This window comes from Pseudomonas sp. WS 5412 (assembly GCF_012985615.1).
In the GTDB taxonomy this organism is placed as follows: Bacteria; Pseudomonadota; Gammaproteobacteria; order Pseudomonadales; family Pseudomonadaceae; genus Aquipseudomonas; species Aquipseudomonas shahriarae.
This window is the reverse complement of the sequence record NZ_JAARMB010000009.1, coordinates 173,198-188,444: the sequence shown is the minus strand read 5'-3', so window position 1 is coordinate 188,444 and position 15,247 is coordinate 173,198. Positions and strand designations below refer to the sequence as shown.

Below are 15,247 nucleotides of genomic sequence, written 5' to 3'. Positions count from 1 at the left end.
AGCCTACACCAGTTTTTGCAACTGCGCCGTCGTATCCGCTGCCCCCATGGTCTGGGCCGCCACCAGGGCCGTTACCCCCTGGGCATCCGTGGCCTTGGGGTTGGCCCCCACACTGATCAGGTACTCGACCATTTCGGTGCGGTTGAACATCGCCGCCATCATCAGCGCCGTGCGGCCATCGGCAGAGGCGCCGTCAACCGGGGTGCCGCCTTCAATCAACGCCTTGACCACCGCCAGGTTGCCCTTGAACGCGGCACCAGCAATCGGCAGTTGGTTCTTGTCGTTGGCGATCTGCGGATCGGCCTTGAATTCCAGCAGCACTTTCACCGCCTCGGCGTGCCCGTGATAAGCGGACAACATCAACAAGGTATCGCCATTGTGATTGCGCAGATTCACCGGCAAGCCCTTGGCCAGCAGCGCAGCCAGCATGGCGGCATCACCGCGGCGGGCCACGTCGAAGACCTGCTCGGCAAATTCGGCGGCTTCTTCTTCGGTCATTTGTTTGGCTTGATCAGACATCTGCGGCTCCCTGTGGGGTGTGGCGTAAGGCCGTCAGTTTCCCGAGCAGCGCCGCGCCTGTCACCCCTTTTTTGCCGAAAGCCACAATAGCCAGGTTCTATCGAGCCGCCCTAGTAGCGATATTTTCCACTCTGGATATCCGCCAGCACCTGCACGGTCACGGGCACATAGGTATCGCTGCCCGGTAACCAGGCGTAGAGCGGATCGTCCCCCACCTTGTGCGGGTCGAAGGCCTCTTCCTTAAGGCGGACCTTCTGGTACTTAAAGGTGCCGGTGGTTTCCATCTTCACCTTGACCCGCAGGAACAGCGGCACCGCATAGGCCGGCATCTGGCTCTGGGCGAATTGCAGCAACGCCTGCATATCCAGGGTGGCCAGGGATTCGGACGGGGTAATCGCCGCCATCCCGGCGCGGCCATTGGTGTTGGCGATTTCCACGCCGTAGGCCACCGCCTCGGTGATCTGCGGGTGCTGCATAAAGATGTTTTCCACCTCGGTGGTGGAGACGTTCTCGCCCTTCCAGCGATAGGTGTCGCCCAGACGGTCCACGAACTGCGCATGGCCAAAGCCAATGCTGCGCAACAGATCGCCGGTGTTGAAGTAGCGGTCGCCCTTTTCGAACACGTCGCTCAAGACCACCTTGCGGTTTTTTTCCGGGTCGGTGTAGCCATCGAACGGCGCCTTGTCGTCGATCCTGGCCAGCAGCAGGCCCTGGCCGCCCTTCTGCACTTCACGCATAAAACCATTGCTGCCACGGATCGGCTCGCAAGTGTCGTGGGCGTAGTCCACCAGCGCCCAGTGCATCAGGGAAAAGCCGATGGTGTTGTCGAAATTCAGCACGTTGGTGAAGCCGATATTGCCGTCACTGGCGGCGTACAACTCGCAGATATGCCCCACACCAAAACGCTCCTTGAACGGCCCCCACACTCCCGGACGCAAGCCGTTGCCGATCATCTTCACCACTCGGTTGTCGCGGTCGCGTTCGCTGGGCGGCTGGTCCATCAGGTAGCGGCATAATTCGCCGACATAGCCCAGGGTGGTCGCGTTGAATTTGCGCACATCGTCCCAGAACTGGCTGGCGCTGAACTTGCGGCGGATGGCAAACCCCGACGCGCCGGCAATCGCCGAACCCCAACACACACAGAGCCCGGTGGCGTGGTACAGCGGCAGAGTGCAATAGACGACGTCCTCCGGCCCCATATCCAGAGCGATGGTGCCGAAGCTGGCCGAGGATTTCATCCAGCGCCCATGCTTGAAGATACCGGCCTTGGGCAAACCGGTGGTGCCGGAGGTGTAGATATAGAAGCACGGGTCGTTGAAGTAGATCTGTTGGCTGCTGGCCGGGTTATCCGTGGAACAGTCTGCGCTGGCGGCCATCAGGTCGATATAGCCCTGGGGCACAGGCGCCACCTGTTGATCGGCGACATACCAGGTGCGCTGCGGATCAATCGCCACCTGCTCACGTACCGCGTCGTAGGCGTCGACCAGTTCGGCGCCGACCACAATTGCCACCGGGTTGACCAGGGTCAGGCTATGCACCAGCACCGCCTGGGTCTGCGCGGTATTGAGCATGGCGCAGATGCCGCCGACCTTGGCCACCGCCAGCACGGTCAACAGCAGTTCGGGACGGTTTTCAATAAACAGCGCGACCACATCACCCTTGCCAATGCCTTGGGCCTGCAGGTGATGGGCGATGCGATTGGCGTGCTGGTTGGCCTGGCGGTAGCTGAGCACCTGGTCGCCAAACAACAGCGCGGCGCCTTCGGGGTTGCGCTGGGTGGCCTGTTCGAAGGTCCAGCCCAGGCCGCACGGCTGGTCGGGGTCCGTGATATTGGCGACACGGATACCGCGCACCAACCGTGGCAGGGCCCGGACAATGGTCGGCACCTTACGCAACATCATGCCGAGGGTAATCATCTCGCTATGGGAATTGCTCATGCACAGAAGTCCTTTTTCTTATTATTCGTAGGGTCCACGGGCCTTCATGCGGTGTAGGACCATTCCTGAATGCCTTGCAGGAAAATACGCCAGCCATTCCTTGGCTGTACACGCGGGATTTGCAATGTTTTGTATCCCAGGCACCGGTGACGCACGATACCGTTCGTCATCGCCCAATAGCGCAAAATGCAGGATGCACGATGGCCATTCATGCATATTGCACGAAAGTGAAAAGTTCGATTTTTCTCAAGCTATTGATTTATATCGTTTTTATATAAATCGCGATACTGGCACAATCACTGCACCTATCACTCCATGCCGCACAACACGAGCCAATGGAGCCGATAGACATGAGCCTGATCCAAGATAAATTCGCTTCTGTATTCTCCGCCTACGACGTCACCACCCAGGCGCGCCCTGACGGTGGGATCCTGCTGACCCTGCGCAACACCGAGGGCAAGCAGATCAAACGCTCGATCTCGTACCAGCAGCTGCACACTGCCGACCAACTGACCTGGGTCATCAGCGCTATCCGCCGCGACCTGGCAGAACAAGCCAGCGAGTTGCCGCAGATTTCGATGTTGCAAAGCCAGCACCGCTTTGCCCTGCCGACCTACCATTCGGCATAAGTACCACTGCGTTTCCCAGGGCCGTGAAGCCGTTGCGCTTCACGGCCCTTTTTTATCCGCACAACCCGCGCCTGATCGCTTCACTCACCGCCTGGACCCGGTTATTGACGTGCAACTTGCCGTAGATATTGCGCAGGTGAAACTTCACCGTGGCCTGTGAGACACAGCGAATCCGGCTGATCTCCCACACTGTCTTGCCCTCCGTGGCCCAGCGCAGTATTTCCAACTCCTTGGCCGTCAGTGGCTTATCCGGCAACGACTGTGCGTCGCCTGCCCTGTCGTCGCATGCCTGCTCACAAACATCTGTTGCCACACTGACCGCCGGCCCAGGTACGGATGGGGTGGGCTCCTCTGGACTGCTCATGCTGCCTCTCCCTTTCGTAGTGGTTTGCACTGTCAATATTCGGACAACTCCTATTGACAGATAGGTACACAGCGACGGGAGAGTTACATAAAGCCAAGGGTTAACACATCGACCCTCAGACAAATAGCTGGAACTTACAAACTATAGAGTCCATTCCCACAAACTTATCCAACTTGAGCATATTGAATAAGTTTGCAGATAGTGAACTAAGGTCAATCATCCAGCCCCGGGAAACCTTGGGCGATCCCGCTGCCGGTCACTTGCGCCTCAGCCCCGGACGCCGTCTGGAACAGACTGATAGCAACCACACGCGGCTCCTCCCCCAGGTCAAACCAGCGTGGCATGCCGGCCGGTATGCGCAGCAGGTCGTGTTTTTCGCAGAGCACCGTGTAGACATAGTCGCCGATATGCAGGCCGAGCAAACCACGGCCGGCGGCGAACAAGCGGATCTCATCAGCCCCGTGGTAATGCTCATCGCGCAAACCTGCGGCAAGGGCAACCTTTTGCGGGTGCTCGCGGTTCACGCTCAACACTTGCACCTGCGCGTAGCCCTGTGCCGTCATCCAGCTGTCAATTTGCTCCTGGTACGCCGCCGTCACTTCGGCAGCACTGGCGCCGGCCTCGACACGGGTGCTGGCCTGCCAGCGTTCGAAGCCCACGCCCTGCTCGGCCAGGGTCGAGGCAATATCGTCAGCGTGGGTCAAGACCTTGTTCGGGGTGTCCGGGGTAGAAAGGTGATAAACGCAAAGAATGCTCATAAAAGGGGTCCTCGGGCGGTAAGAGTCTGCAGATGATGGGCCGGGCTCACGGCTGCTCCTCGGGCAAGCGCAGCGCCATGATCAACGCGGCGGCCAGGGCCGCGAGGCTGGCGATACTGAAGGTCAGGGTCGGCCCCAACTGGTTCCAGCTGTACCCGGAATACAAGGCGCCGAGCGCGCCGCCGGTGCCGGCCAGCGCCGCATACAAGGCCTGGCCCTGGCCTTGCTGGCGCGCACCGAAGCTGCGCTGCACAAATTGAATGGCCGCCGCATGAAAGCTGCCAAAGGTCGCGGCATGCAGCACCTGGGCGAGCAACAGCACCCACAGGAATTCGGCGAATGACCCCAGCAACAGCCAGCGTAACGCGGCCAACAGGAAACTGGCCACCAGCACCCGGCGCACCGAGAAGCGCGTGAGAATCCGGCTCATGGCCATGAACATCAACACTTCCGCCACCACACCCAAGGCCCACAGCAAGCCGATCACACCGCGGCTGTAACCGAGGTTTTCCAGGTGCAGGGTGAGGAAGGTGTAGTACGGGCCGTGGCTCATTTGCATCAACGCGACACAGGCGTAAAACGCCAGCACGCCAGGGCTGCGCAGTTGCCGCAGGAAGCCGTCGCCGGCACCGCGACCACCGGTGGCAGCCGGCTGGGCATTGGGCACCCACCAACTCGCACCGATGATGCCGGCCATGATCAACACGATCGCCACCGGGTAGATGTCCAGGCTCAGGGCCTCGAACAGGCGCCCCAGGGCGACGACGGCAAGGATAAACCCGACGGAGCCCCATAAGCGGACCTGGCTGTAGCGCGAGGTCTGACCTTGCAGGTGCGCCAGGGTGATGACCTCGAACTGCGGCAGCACCGCATGCCAGAAGAACGCGTGCAGGGCCATCACCAACGCCAGCCAGGCATAGCTCTGGCTGACAAAGATCAGCGAAAAACTGAGCAGCGTGCACACCGCGCCAAACCGCACAATGGCCAGGCGCCGCCCGGTGTAGTCACCCAGCCAGCCCCAGATATTGGGGGCCACGCAGCGCATCAGCATCGGGATTGCGACCAACTCGCCAATGCGCGCGCTGGAGAACCCCAGATGATGGAAGTACAGCGCCAGGAACGGCGCCGTCGCCCCCAGCAGGGCGAAATAGAACAGATAGAAGCTGGAAAGTCGCCAGTACGGGAGCGCTGTCACGGTCAGACCGTCACAGTTGGCCCAGCACCGGAGTAGTCACGCGCACATCGGCATTCTGCCCACGGTGCCGCAGCAGATGGTCCATCAGCACAATGGCCATCATTGCTTCGGCAATCGGCGTGGCGCGGATGCCGACGCAAGGGTCATGGCGGCCCTTGGTAATCACATCCACCGGGTTGCCATGCACATCAATCGAACGCCCCGGCGTGGTGATGCTCGAGGTCGGCTTGAGTGCCAGGTGCGCCACAATCGGCTGGCCGGACGAGATACCGCCGAGAATGCCACCCGCATTGTTGCTGACAAAACCTTCGGGGGTCAGCTCATCGCGGTGCTCGGTGCCGCGCTGGGCGACACAGGCGAAGCCGGCGCCGATTTCCACGCCCTTGACCGCGTTGATGCTCATCAGCGCGTGGGCCAGTTCGGCGTCCAGGCGGTCGAAAATCGGCTCGCCCAGGCCCGGCATCACCCCTTCGGCGACCACCGTGATTTTCGCGCCCACCGAATCCTGGTCGCGGCGCAACTGGTCCATATAGGCTTCCAGTTCCGGCACCTTGTCCGGGTCGGGGCTGAAGAAAGCGTTGTCTTGCACGCTGTCCCAGGTCTTGAACGGGATTTCGATCGGGCCCAGTTGGCTCATGTAGCCACGAATCAGGATGCCCTGGGTTGCCAGGTACTTCTTGGCAATGGCTCCGGCGGCCACGCGCATCGCGGTTTCCCGCGCCGAACTGCGGCCACCGCCACGGTAGTCGCGCTCGCCGTATTTATGGTGGTAGGTGTAGTCGGCGTGGGCCGGGCGGAACAGATCCTTGATCGCCGAGTAGTCCTTGGACTTCTGGTCAGTGTTGCGGATCAGCAGGCCGATGGCGCAACCGGTAGTGCGACCCTCGAACACGCCGGAGAGGATCTCGACTTCGTCGGGCTCCTGGCGCTGGGTGGTGTGGCGGCTGGTGCCGGGCTTGCGGCGGTCGAGGTCGCGCTGCAGGTCGTCCAGGGACAGCTCAAGGCCGGGCGGGCAGCCGTCGACAATGGCGACCAACGCCGGACCATGGCTTTCGCCCGCGGTGGTGACAGTGAACAGCTTGCCGTAGGTATTGCCGGACATGCAGAGCGCTCCGTGAAATCAGTTGAATCAACTCAACCGTGATAACTAAGCGCGCCAGTATACGCAGGCTCACCCAGTAGTTCATCCTCGAAACCTTCCCGGTAGACGTTGGTCCAACCGGCACCTTCCTCATGATGGCGCGATGATGCTGCGAGTTTTGCTGTTTACCCTCACCCTGTTCTGTAGCGTCGCCCACGCCGCCAGCCCTGTCGTACTGCAACGACCCATCAGCCTGGACACCGGCAGCGGCGAGCTGTTTGGCTCTTTACTGCTGCCCCAATCCGACAAACCCGTGCCTGTAGTGCTGATCATTGCAGGCTCCGGCCCCACCGACCGCAACGGCAACAGTGCCGAAGGCGCGCGCAATGACAGCCTCAAGCGCCTGGCCTGGGTGCTGGCGCGCCATAACATTGCCAGCGTGCGCTACGACAAACGCGGCGTGGCCGCCAGCCTCAAGGCCACGCCAGACGAGCGCAACCTGACGCTGGACGCCTATGTGGCCGACGCCGTGGCCTGGGGCAAATCGCTCAAGGCCGATCCGCGCTTCGGGCCCCTGGTGGTGCTGGGGCACAGTGAAGGCGCGTTGGTGGCTGCCCTCGCCGCCCCTGAACTCAACCCCGACGGGGTGATTTCCCTGTCCGGCAGCGCCCGCCCGGTGGACCAGGTGATTCGCCAGCAATTGGCGGATCACCTGCCGCCGGCCCTGCTGCTGCGCAGCAACCAGATCCTCGACCGGCTCAAGGCCGGCCAGGTGGATGCCGATGTGCCGGGCCCGCTGCAGGGTATTTTCCGTCCCAGCGTGCAGCCGTACCTGATCAGCCTGTTTCGTGCGGACCCCGCAGCGGCGTTCGCCCGCCTGACGATGCCAGCCCTGATTGTCCAGGGCACCACCGACCTGCAAGTAGGGGTCGCCGATGCCCAGAAGCTCAAGCAGGCCAAACCTGACGCCGAACTGGCGGTGATTCCCGGCATGAACCACGTCATGCGCATCGTGCCCAACGAGGTGAAGCAGCAGTTGAGCTCCTACAACAATCCACAATTGCCCCTCGCCGATGCGCTGGGTAGGCGTCTGGTTGGCTTTATCGACGGACTTCGCCACCGATAACCCACTATTTACCCTCCAGTCCTGGAAAGAACGGCCGATAAGCACAAGGTCGACAGCAAAAAGCCTGTCGACTAGCTGGGCTTGGACAGGATCGCGCCGAATGACGAACACCGAAGCAGTACCACAACCTCCCGCCGAAACCACCGCCGACACCGAAGCGGCGGCTGCAGCTGCGCTGCCGTGGGCAGAGGTTGAGGCCGAACACTTCAAAATGCTGCGCCTGGCGCCCTTGGCCACCGACCGCGCAACCGGCGCCCGCCCCTTGCGCTTTGTGCAGTTTGGCTACGCCGAGCGCAACAACAAGGACCACAGCCTGCTGCGCATGGTCATCCAGTTGCCTGCCCAACGGGTGCGGCGCGAACAGAATCACCTGGATGTGTGGGTCGATCATGCCACCCACCGCGTGCACTTCGGCCCAAGCAACAGCCTGGAAATCGAACCCGCGAACCGAGGCCTTGGCCGCTTCCTGGTAGCCCAGGGCGCTGCGTGGGCAAAAAAGAAGTGGTCGCACTATCGCGTCGACGGCGTCGACCTGGCGAACAAGGACGCGCTGAACGAAGCCACGCGCCTGCGTCGCGACCACTTTTTGCGGATCCAGGGTTTTGATGTGGCCTATGCCGATGTCCAGCACCTGAAAGGCCATGTGCAGCCGGGCAAGGTCAGCGAAGTGCTGGACAGCTGGAACACCGAGAAGGTGCAGTTCGTGGAAATCCTCGAAGCGGCGCAAATGCTGCAACAGGCCGAACAAAACCTGGCCGAGCAGGAAGTGAAGCTGCGCCACGAGGAAGAAAAGGTCATCAAGTTCAAGCGCGAGGACAGCGGCTTGCGCTTCACCATCACCTGCCTGGTGGCGTTTACCGTGTTCCAGGCGGGATTATTGATCTGGATTGCGACGCATCGCTGACCACTCGGTTTCACTGAACAATACAAATCAAATGTGGGAGCGGGCTTGCTCGCGAAAGCAGCGGATCAGTCGGTACATGTATTGACTGATCCATCGCTTTCGCGAGCAAGCCCGCTCCCACATTCAGTTCCGCCTGATCAGACGCGAGAGGCAAACACCGCCTGATGGGCCCGGCACTGCTCCGCCGTCAGCATGAATACGCCATGCCCGCCGTTCTGGAACTCCAGCCAGGCAAAATCCACTTCCGGGTACAGCGCTTCAACGTGCAACTGGCTGTTGCCCACCTCGACAATCAGCAAGCCCTTCTCGGTCAGATGATCGGCCGCCTCGGCCAACATCCGGCGCACCAGGTTCAAGCCATCGTCACCGCAGGCCAGGCCCAATTCGGGTTCGTGCTGGTATTCATCGGGCATGTCGGCAAAGTCTTCGGCATCGACATACGGCGGGTTGGACACAATCAGGTCAAAACGCTGGCCGGGCAAACCGTCGAAGCCGTCACCCTGCACGGTGTACACGCGCTCGTCGGCGCCATGGCGCTCGATGTTCTGGTTGGCCACTTCCAGTGCTTCGAAGGACAAGTCCCCCAGCACCACTTCGGCTTCCTGGAACTCGTAGGCGCAGGCGATGCCGATGCAACCGGAGCCGGTGCACAGGTCAAGGATGCGCGCCGGTGGCTGGGCCAGCCAGGGTTCAAAGCGGTTTTCGATCAACTCGCCAATCGGTGAACGCGGGATCAGCACGCGCTCGTCGACGATAAACGACATGCCGCAGAACCAGGCTTCTTTCAACAGGTAGGCCGTGGGCACGCGCTCGTGGATACGGCGATGCAGCAGACGCTGTACGTGGGAAATCTCTTCTTCTTCGAGGTTGCAGTCCAGGTAGCTGTCGGCAATTTCCCAAGGCAGGTGCAGTGCACCCAGTACCAATTGCCGGGCTTCGTCCCAGGCATTGTCCGTACCATGGCCAAAAAACAGGTCTTCCCCATGGAAACGGCTGACAGCCCAACGGATATGGTCGCGCAAGGTGCGCAGGCGGGAAGTGATCACGGGGGCAAGCTCCAGGAAAAAACGACTGGCAATTCTAACAGCCTTAAGCTGTACGGACGATGTATGAAAAACTGCGACGGCGGGTCAGACTCAACCTGATTCAAGGTTTTTCTGCTATACCGCTGTCCCTCTTGACATGGCTGTAGGCCAACAACGGCGCACCTTACGTTAGTAGCGATTCACAGAACCGCTCAGCCAGAGGACAATGTCGCAAAAGCCCCACTCACAGGAGCCCCAGAATGTCCGTTCCAAAGACGATGTTTCAACTCAGCGGTCGCGGTTACGCACCGGCCAATTTGAGCCACGCGACCCTTGTGATCATCGATGCCCAGAAAGAATATTTGAGCGGCCCGCTCGCCCTGTCGGGCATGGACGCCGCCGTGGAAAACATCAAGCAACTGAGTGCTGCCGCCCGCAAGGCCGGGCGCCCGATCGTGCATGTCCGTCACCTGGGCACCGTCGGCGGCCTGTTCGACCCTCAGGGCGAGCGCGGCGAATTCATCCCCGGCCTGGAGCCGCACGATGACGAAACCATCATCGGCAAGCTGCTGCCCAGCGCTTTCCACGGCACGCCGCTGGAAAAAACCCTGCAGGAGCTGGGCTCCCTGGACTTGATCGTCTGTGGTTTCATGAGCCACTCCAGCGTCAGCACCACGGTGCGCGCAGCGAAGAACCTGGGCTTTCGTTGCACCCTGGTGGAAGACGCCTGCGCCACCCGCGACCTGCCTTACAAGGGCGGCATCCTCAGCGCCGAACATGTGCAGCAAACGGAAATGGCCATCATGGCCGACAACTTCGCCACCCTCGCCTTGACCCAAGATCTGATCTGATCGCCCTGTTGATGAGCGGCGCGGCCACCTCAGGCCCCGCTCATCCGCTAAAGCCTGTCATTTACCGCAATTGCCTCCCAGCCCGGAACAAGTTGTTTATCTTCCGGTCGAAGGGCCGATACCCTGGAGGAAAGGTCGGAATGAAGATATCCGATGGTTTTGACGCTCGTCGCTTGCGCCCCAAGGGCCCGAGCAACTGGCGTCTGCGCCTGGGCGTAGCGTTTGCTGCGTTGCTCGCGCTGTTTGGCTTGCTGCTTTCGTTGGCGGGTGCAGCCGCGCTGCTGGGCCATTCGCCCGCGCTCGGCGAGCTCAATACCAGCCCCGGCGGCGCGGCGCTGCTGTTGGCCGGCGGGCTGTTGATCCTGTGGCTGGGAATTTGGTGGTGGCGCCGTTGCCGGCGCCGTATGCACCAGCCGCTGTCGCTGAACATCGCCTCGCACCTGATGAAAAAGCACGATTGAGGGAACACTGATAGCGTTTTGTCCCGCATCAACCGCCTCGATTTGGGTAAACTGCCCGCCCTTCGCGGAGGCTGACATGCAAGACGACGATTTTTCCCTGTTCAAAAACGAGCTGCGCGGTGTCAAGCCGATCAAGCACGACCGTGCCGACACCGGCAAACCCAAGACCGACCGCGCACAGATCGCCAAGCTGCGCCAGGCGGCCACGGTGCGTACGGATGCCACCACGGTGGACGGTCTGTCGGACCAGTTCGTGATTGACGTCGGCCCCGAGGACGAGTTGATGTGGTCCCGCGACGGGGTCCAGGAAAGCCAGGTGCGCAAGCTCAAGGCCGGACAGATTCCCTTCGAAGGCAGCCTCGACCTGCACGGCATGACTGTGGAAAAGGCCCGGGAAACCCTCTGGGCCTTCCTGGCCGAAGCCACCAAGTTCGAAATCCGCTGCGTGCGCGTGACCCACGGCAAGGCCGTGCGCCTGGACGGCAAGCGCCCGATGATCAAAAGCCACGTCAACACCTGGTTGCGCCAGCACACCCAAGTGCTCGGTTTCACCTCCTGCCAACCGCGCCATGGCGGTGCCGGGGCGGTGTATGTGATGCTCAAGCGCACGATGCTCGAAGGGCGTGACGAGTAACCCACGCTTGCAGCGATCTGCCGGCCACCGTACCCTTGCACTTTGCGAAAATCCCACAGGTAGTTTCATGTCCCTGGAACAGAATTACACAGCGATTTTCAATGGGTAGTGGTAAGTAGTAAAAGCCAATGAATCCGGGGGTTTGCTCCCTCAGAAACACCCGGATTTACCCTGGCAAACACGGTCATTGGTACAAAAAGTGGTACAAGATTAATCCCCTCCCCCGGCGTCCTGCCGACCGAACACCAAACCAAAATCCCCTACAGCTCGTCGCCTCACATCGCACAACCCGCAAACCTCGATTACTGTATGCACATACAGCATTTGGATCACCCCACAATGAATATCGACGAAGACACCTCGACGTGGCTTGGGTGCCCTACGCCCCTGGAAATGTACAAGCACCAGTGCGCGCTACTCGAGGACGAGCTCACAACCGCCTATCGCCTGCTGAGCAAGGCACGGGCGAACGTTGCGGGGCTGGTCCAGATGAATGACCTGCTCGCCACCGGAAAAGCGTCGGCAGAGACGGCGCTGAGGGACGCCCTTGAGCGCATATCGGCGATGGGCAATGACCAGACTGACAAGAGAAGCTTTCGAAGCGTCGACCTGGTGACCGATCAACGCGACCACCTCTTCAGGGAGAATCAGCGGCTGCTGCTGGAGTTGAAAGTATTGAGGGGGCCACAGCCCTGACATACGCCTGGCACGCCCGCAGCGCGATCAATCCTTGGTCGCCGGCATCGGTGATGGCGATAATTCGTTGAGCATGCGCTGGGTTAAGTTGGGCTCTCTGGGCTCCATGAACCACGCCGACGGCGCCGGAGGTGGCAGGCACGTTGCAGCCACTGGCTGAATCCGTGGCGTCGAGAAGGACTGACAGCCGCAAATCAGCAGTAGCAAGGCGGTCACGCAGCAAAACCTGGTTGCGTTGAGCATAGGAAAGCTCCTGGGTGTGTTGTTGATCGGAGGCGGCCAGCCTTTGCTCCAGGGTCAGGCGCTTACCCTGCTCGGCGCTCACCTGCTTGGCAGCCGCCGCGCTGACTTCGGCAAGTTGTCCCTGGTGCTGGCCGGCCTGCTCGGCCAGCCTCTTGCCCATGCGCCATTCCTGAACCTGCCAGGTAACGCCGGCGGCGCCGGCCATCAGCACCAGGATCAGCACCACCAGACCGGCAAGCTTCTGGACGGGAGTCATCACGGCACATCCTTGAAGAAGACGTGATGCCCCATGCGCAACGTCTGCTTGGCCTTCGCCGCCCAGGCCGGGGCCTTGGGCATCGTGGTTGCGTAGTAGTGCGTGGCCCCGCCGGTTGGGTCCGGTACCGCGCCAGCCATCACCTGGTCAGCAGCACGCTGTGCCTGTGAGAACTGCGCGGCCGGGATCGGCTTGGCGCCGCTGAGGTAGGCGTAGTTCGGGTCGTTCTGGTTCCAGCAGCTGAACTGCCACGGCTTCAGGCACACGCCGGCGTAGCCCTCGCCCCACCAGGACTTGGCCTTGCCATCGAACACGCGGTTGCGGATAGTCCAGGCCACGGCGATCTGGCCGGCCAGCCCCTCGCCACGGGCTTCACCCCAGAGCGTGCGCGCCAGGATGTCCCGGTCTTTATCGGAAGTGGTCATGCTTTTCTCCAGGCAAAAATAAACCCGCTCGATGGCGGGTGGCGGTGTATTGCTAAAGATCAGTCGCTCACGGTCTCGGTGGCGGCTGGCAGCGGGAAGCGTTGCTTGATCGCCGCTACGGATGCCAGCCACTCGGCGTAGTCGGGCTCCAGCCCCTGGCTTAAGGCGTCGTAATCAGCTTCCAGGCGCAGCGGATCCGACTCGGAGAGGTACGCCGCCCGCCGCGAAGCCAGGGCAGCCTCCAACGCTTCGCGCTCACGCTCTTGCTGCAGCTGCTCGGCCGTCTTCATCATGCTGTAATCGATATTGCTCACTGGGGAAGCCTCACATTGCCATCAGGCGGATTGATGATGTCGGCCGGGTAAAGCGCCGCTGCCGTTGCCTCGGGCCCAACCGGAAAACGAATGGTGATAATCAGCTCACCATCTACGCGGCGAACAGGTTGAGAGATCCACGTCCCGGAAATAGCCTCCATCGGAAGCGTAGCCCCTTCCGGAAGGGGCCTGAAGTCGTAACGCTCACCGTTGATTGTGAGTACGTCGCTGCGCTTTTTTATTTCAAGCGTTGCAGATGGATCAATCGGAGAGTATGGAGACAGAGTAATAATCATTACTTCCACCTTCCCATTGCGATGTACCCGACCATGTAAGTGTTGTTTTCTCCGGAAGTAATCTGCAATAAGGCTTGAGTACCGCCTATGGCCGTCCCGGTGAACCGCTTAACAGTAGTGCCATTACCGTCAGAAACAGATGGATACTCAAGCGTCGGCACAAGCGTCGGAGTCTGGATAAAATCAGCCGGAAAGGTTGGGTAAAAATCCGCCCTGACATTTGCAACAACAGAAACAGACATCCTTGTCCCAGTACAAAACATCGTGCCATCGGGAAACTTGACGAACGTACCGTTGGCATTACTACCCCACACAATGGGATCAGAAATACCAAGTGCAGCTTTGGCCCCTGCAAGACTGTTAGCCCCCGTGCCGCCCTTCGATAATGGGAGAGCTCCAGGAAGGGCGCCGCTGCCGTCAGCACCAAGCGCAACGTAAAGCTCTTGCGTCATATCGTTAATTTTTATGTTCGCAGAGCGCGTAGTATCGCCCCCTGCACCGTTCGGCAATGCGCCGAGGTTAATTGCCTGTCTGGCCATGAGTGGGTTCTCTTGATCTAATTTAAGAAGTTGGCTTCGCAAAGACTACCGAGATGTACTGCGCGGTCGGCAGGTCTACTCCCGTAGCTTGAATCACTAGCCTATTCCCGCCGTAATCCCAGACCGCTTGGACTACGCCCTGTCTTGATACAGTGCCCGCCATGTCCATGGCGATATTGTTTAAAAGCATGTAGTCGCCAGTGTTTATCGGTGAAAAAGCGGACCAGCTATATCTGTAAACTCCTGGCTGTGTTTGCTCTGCCCCGAGGTAGCTCCAAGCGGATATGGTGCGCGTGAATTGCGCGCAAGGCGTCCCGCTATCAAAAATAATCTTGGAGGTCGCATCCCATAGCCTTAGACCGTAATCAGCAATTGGCGAGGACTTGAATGCAGCGATAAACCACTTCCCGCTGGAATGACTTCCCTTCAGGGTGTTGAACCTAAAAGCGTGCCAGTTCCCTGGCTCGCCTTGCACCAGGCAGAATGCAAAGTAGTCATCTTGATCTGGCCTGACAAAAACTAAAGGGGGCTCATCGGTTGTAATTACACTTGAAAATGCAATCCCTATCCCGCCGCTTCCGCCCCATGTGCCGCTATCAAGAATTACAAGTCTTGCGAATTCAGAGTCAAGCGTTACTACGTTGTCGTTGTTTGTGAATGTAAGGCCGTACGTCATTACCTATACCTCATGACTATGAGTCTCTGGGTAGTTGTTCCGGTCGGCCCCGTAGTTGCTGCTGGGCTTCCGAAAAAAACCCTTACATATCCCTCGTAGACGTACGGAGTGAAAGCTATTGCACTTACCTGCTGCCCAGTAGTTAGGTAAGGGACCACAGGGATACACACGCAAGAATCCTTACTTGGCGTAACCCCGGATATGGGTATATCAACAAAGCGCCCAGCTGTTTTTGGTACGAGCGCCGAATAAATAACCCTGACAGTAAAGGATGTTTCATCCAGCTGGAGGGCTCCGTCAGCCCCCCATATCCGCATA

The 15,247-nt window shown here is 60.2% G+C and carries 21 protein-coding genes; 7 read left to right on the top strand and 14 right to left on the bottom strand.

The genetic code is table 11. The features are described 5' to 3' along the window. Positions 1-3: 3 nt before the first annotated feature. Both HBR94_RS14605 and HBR94_RS14600 read right to left on the bottom strand, forming a co-directional pair. Entirely contained in the window at positions 4-519 is a 516-nt protein-coding gene (locus HBR94_RS14605; protein WP_057440749.1) for an ankyrin repeat domain-containing protein, read from the bottom strand. Positions 520-629: 110 nt separating this feature from the next. Beyond that, the gene (locus HBR94_RS14600; RefSeq protein WP_057440747.1) at positions 630-2,456 is read right to left on the bottom strand and encodes a long-chain-acyl-CoA synthetase; all 1,827 of its coding nucleotides are present in this window, start codon (positions 2,454-2,456) and stop codon (positions 630-632) included. A gap of 350 nt (positions 2,457-2,806) precedes the next feature. On the opposite strand from HBR94_RS14600, the gene HBR94_RS14595 reads away from it, so the two are divergent. Next, positions 2,807-3,085 carry a DUF3509 domain-containing protein gene (locus HBR94_RS14595; protein ID WP_057440744.1) on the top strand — a complete coding sequence of 93 codons (279 nt, stop codon included), beginning with the start codon at positions 2,807-2,809 and terminating at the stop codon, positions 3,083-3,085. 52 nt (positions 3,086-3,137) lie between these two features. On the opposite strand, the gene HBR94_RS14590 is transcribed toward HBR94_RS14595, so the two are convergent. From HBR94_RS14590 to aroC, 4 genes are all read right to left on the bottom strand, one after another. Next, a complete protein-coding gene (locus tag HBR94_RS14590) occupies positions 3,138-3,449 on the bottom strand; it encodes a helix-turn-helix transcriptional regulator (RefSeq protein ID WP_081044200.1) in 312 nt (103 codons plus the stop codon). A gap of 212 nt (positions 3,450-3,661) precedes the next feature. Further along, complete coding sequence (locus tag HBR94_RS14585) at positions 3,662-4,207, bottom strand: acireductone dioxygenase (protein WP_057440742.1); 546 nt, start codon at positions 4,205-4,207, stop codon at positions 3,662-3,664. A 46-nt stretch (positions 4,208-4,253) separates the two neighbouring features. Beyond that, a complete protein-coding gene (locus tag HBR94_RS14580; protein ID WP_057440740.1) occupies positions 4,254-5,402 on the bottom strand; it encodes an MFS transporter in 1,149 nt (382 codons plus the stop codon). Positions 5,403-5,412: 10 nt separating this feature from the next. Then, the gene (gene aroC, locus HBR94_RS14575) at positions 5,413-6,504 is read right to left on the bottom strand and encodes a chorismate synthase (RefSeq protein ID WP_057440738.1); all 1,092 of its coding nucleotides are present in this window, start codon (positions 6,502-6,504) and stop codon (positions 5,413-5,415) included. 142 nt (positions 6,505-6,646) lie between these two features. On the opposite strand from aroC, the gene HBR94_RS14570 reads away from it, so the two are divergent. Together HBR94_RS14570 and HBR94_RS14565 are read left to right on the top strand one after the other, a co-directional pair. Further along, entirely contained in the window at positions 6,647-7,609 is a 963-nt protein-coding gene (locus HBR94_RS14570; RefSeq protein WP_057440735.1) for an alpha/beta fold hydrolase, read from the top strand. A gap of 100 nt (positions 7,610-7,709) precedes the next feature. Beyond that, on the top strand, positions 7,710-8,513 hold the full coding sequence (locus tag HBR94_RS14565) for a hypothetical protein (RefSeq protein ID WP_115127806.1): 804 nt from the start codon (positions 7,710-7,712) through the stop codon (positions 8,511-8,513). A 137-nt stretch (positions 8,514-8,650) separates the two neighbouring features. On the opposite strand, the gene prmB is transcribed toward HBR94_RS14565, so the two are convergent. Further along, positions 8,651-9,559, bottom strand: coding sequence for a 50S ribosomal protein L3 N(5)-glutamine methyltransferase (gene prmB / locus HBR94_RS14560; protein ID WP_170045054.1), 909 nt, complete (start codon positions 9,557-9,559; stop codon positions 8,651-8,653). Positions 9,560-9,798: 239 nt separating this feature from the next. Between prmB and HBR94_RS14555 the strand changes: the two genes are divergently transcribed. The 4 genes from HBR94_RS14555 to HBR94_RS14540 all read left to right on the top strand — a co-directional run bounded on the left by HBR94_RS14555 (position 9,799) and on the right by HBR94_RS14540 (position 12,180). After that, positions 9,799-10,389, top strand: a complete 591-nt coding sequence (locus HBR94_RS14555) for a cysteine hydrolase family protein (RefSeq protein WP_057959045.1) — start codon at positions 9,799-9,801, stop codon at positions 10,387-10,389. Between the two features lie 140 nt (positions 10,390-10,529). Continuing rightward, positions 10,530-10,850, top strand: coding sequence for a hypothetical protein (locus HBR94_RS14550; RefSeq protein ID WP_057440727.1), 321 nt, complete (start codon positions 10,530-10,532; stop codon positions 10,848-10,850). 76 nt (positions 10,851-10,926) lie between these two features. Then, on the top strand, positions 10,927-11,484 hold the full coding sequence (locus HBR94_RS14545) for a Smr/MutS family protein (protein ID WP_057440725.1): 558 nt from the start codon (positions 10,927-10,929) through the stop codon (positions 11,482-11,484). A 339-nt stretch (positions 11,485-11,823) separates the two neighbouring features. Continuing rightward, positions 11,824-12,180: a hypothetical protein gene (locus tag HBR94_RS14540; protein WP_065943780.1), complete on the top strand. Its 357-nt coding sequence runs from the start codon at positions 11,824-11,826 to the stop codon at positions 12,178-12,180. Here the strand turns inward: HBR94_RS14540 and HBR94_RS14535 are convergent. Genes HBR94_RS14535 through HBR94_RS28960 form a run of 7 tightly spaced genes read right to left on the bottom strand, consistent with a single transcriptional unit; the run spans position 12,122 to position 15,246 of the window. After that, positions 12,122-12,679, bottom strand: a complete 558-nt coding sequence (locus tag HBR94_RS14535; protein ID WP_170045053.1) for a lysis system i-spanin subunit Rz — start codon at positions 12,677-12,679, stop codon at positions 12,122-12,124. The two genes, HBR94_RS14540 and HBR94_RS14535, sit on opposite strands and share 59 nt — an antisense overlap. Next, complete coding sequence (locus HBR94_RS14530; RefSeq protein ID WP_170045052.1) at positions 12,679-13,104, bottom strand: cell wall hydrolase; 426 nt, start codon at positions 13,102-13,104, stop codon at positions 12,679-12,681. The genes HBR94_RS14535 and HBR94_RS14530 overlap by 1 nt, the downstream gene beginning before the upstream one ends. Positions 13,105-13,163: 59 nt before the next feature. Next, positions 13,164-13,418: a hypothetical protein gene (locus tag HBR94_RS14525; RefSeq protein ID WP_170045051.1), complete on the bottom strand. Its 255-nt coding sequence runs from the start codon at positions 13,416-13,418 to the stop codon at positions 13,164-13,166. Continuing rightward, on the bottom strand, positions 13,415-13,714 hold the full coding sequence (locus tag HBR94_RS14520; protein ID WP_170045050.1) for a hypothetical protein: 300 nt from the start codon (positions 13,712-13,714) through the stop codon (positions 13,415-13,417). The genes HBR94_RS14525 and HBR94_RS14520 overlap by 4 nt, the downstream gene beginning before the upstream one ends. Continuing rightward, positions 13,714-14,253, bottom strand: a complete 540-nt coding sequence (locus tag HBR94_RS14515) for a hypothetical protein (protein ID WP_170045049.1) — start codon at positions 14,251-14,253, stop codon at positions 13,714-13,716. The genes HBR94_RS14520 and HBR94_RS14515 overlap by 1 nt, the downstream gene beginning before the upstream one ends. A gap of 22 nt (positions 14,254-14,275) precedes the next feature. Next, positions 14,276-14,929, bottom strand: a complete 654-nt coding sequence (locus tag HBR94_RS14510) for a hypothetical protein (RefSeq protein WP_170045048.1) — start codon at positions 14,927-14,929, stop codon at positions 14,276-14,278. Further along, positions 14,929-15,246 carry a hypothetical protein gene (locus HBR94_RS28960; RefSeq protein ID WP_346342844.1) on the bottom strand — a complete coding sequence of 106 codons (318 nt, stop codon included), beginning with the start codon at positions 15,244-15,246 and terminating at the stop codon, positions 14,929-14,931. The genes HBR94_RS14510 and HBR94_RS28960 overlap by 1 nt, the downstream gene beginning before the upstream one ends. Position 15,247: the final 1 nt, after the last annotated feature.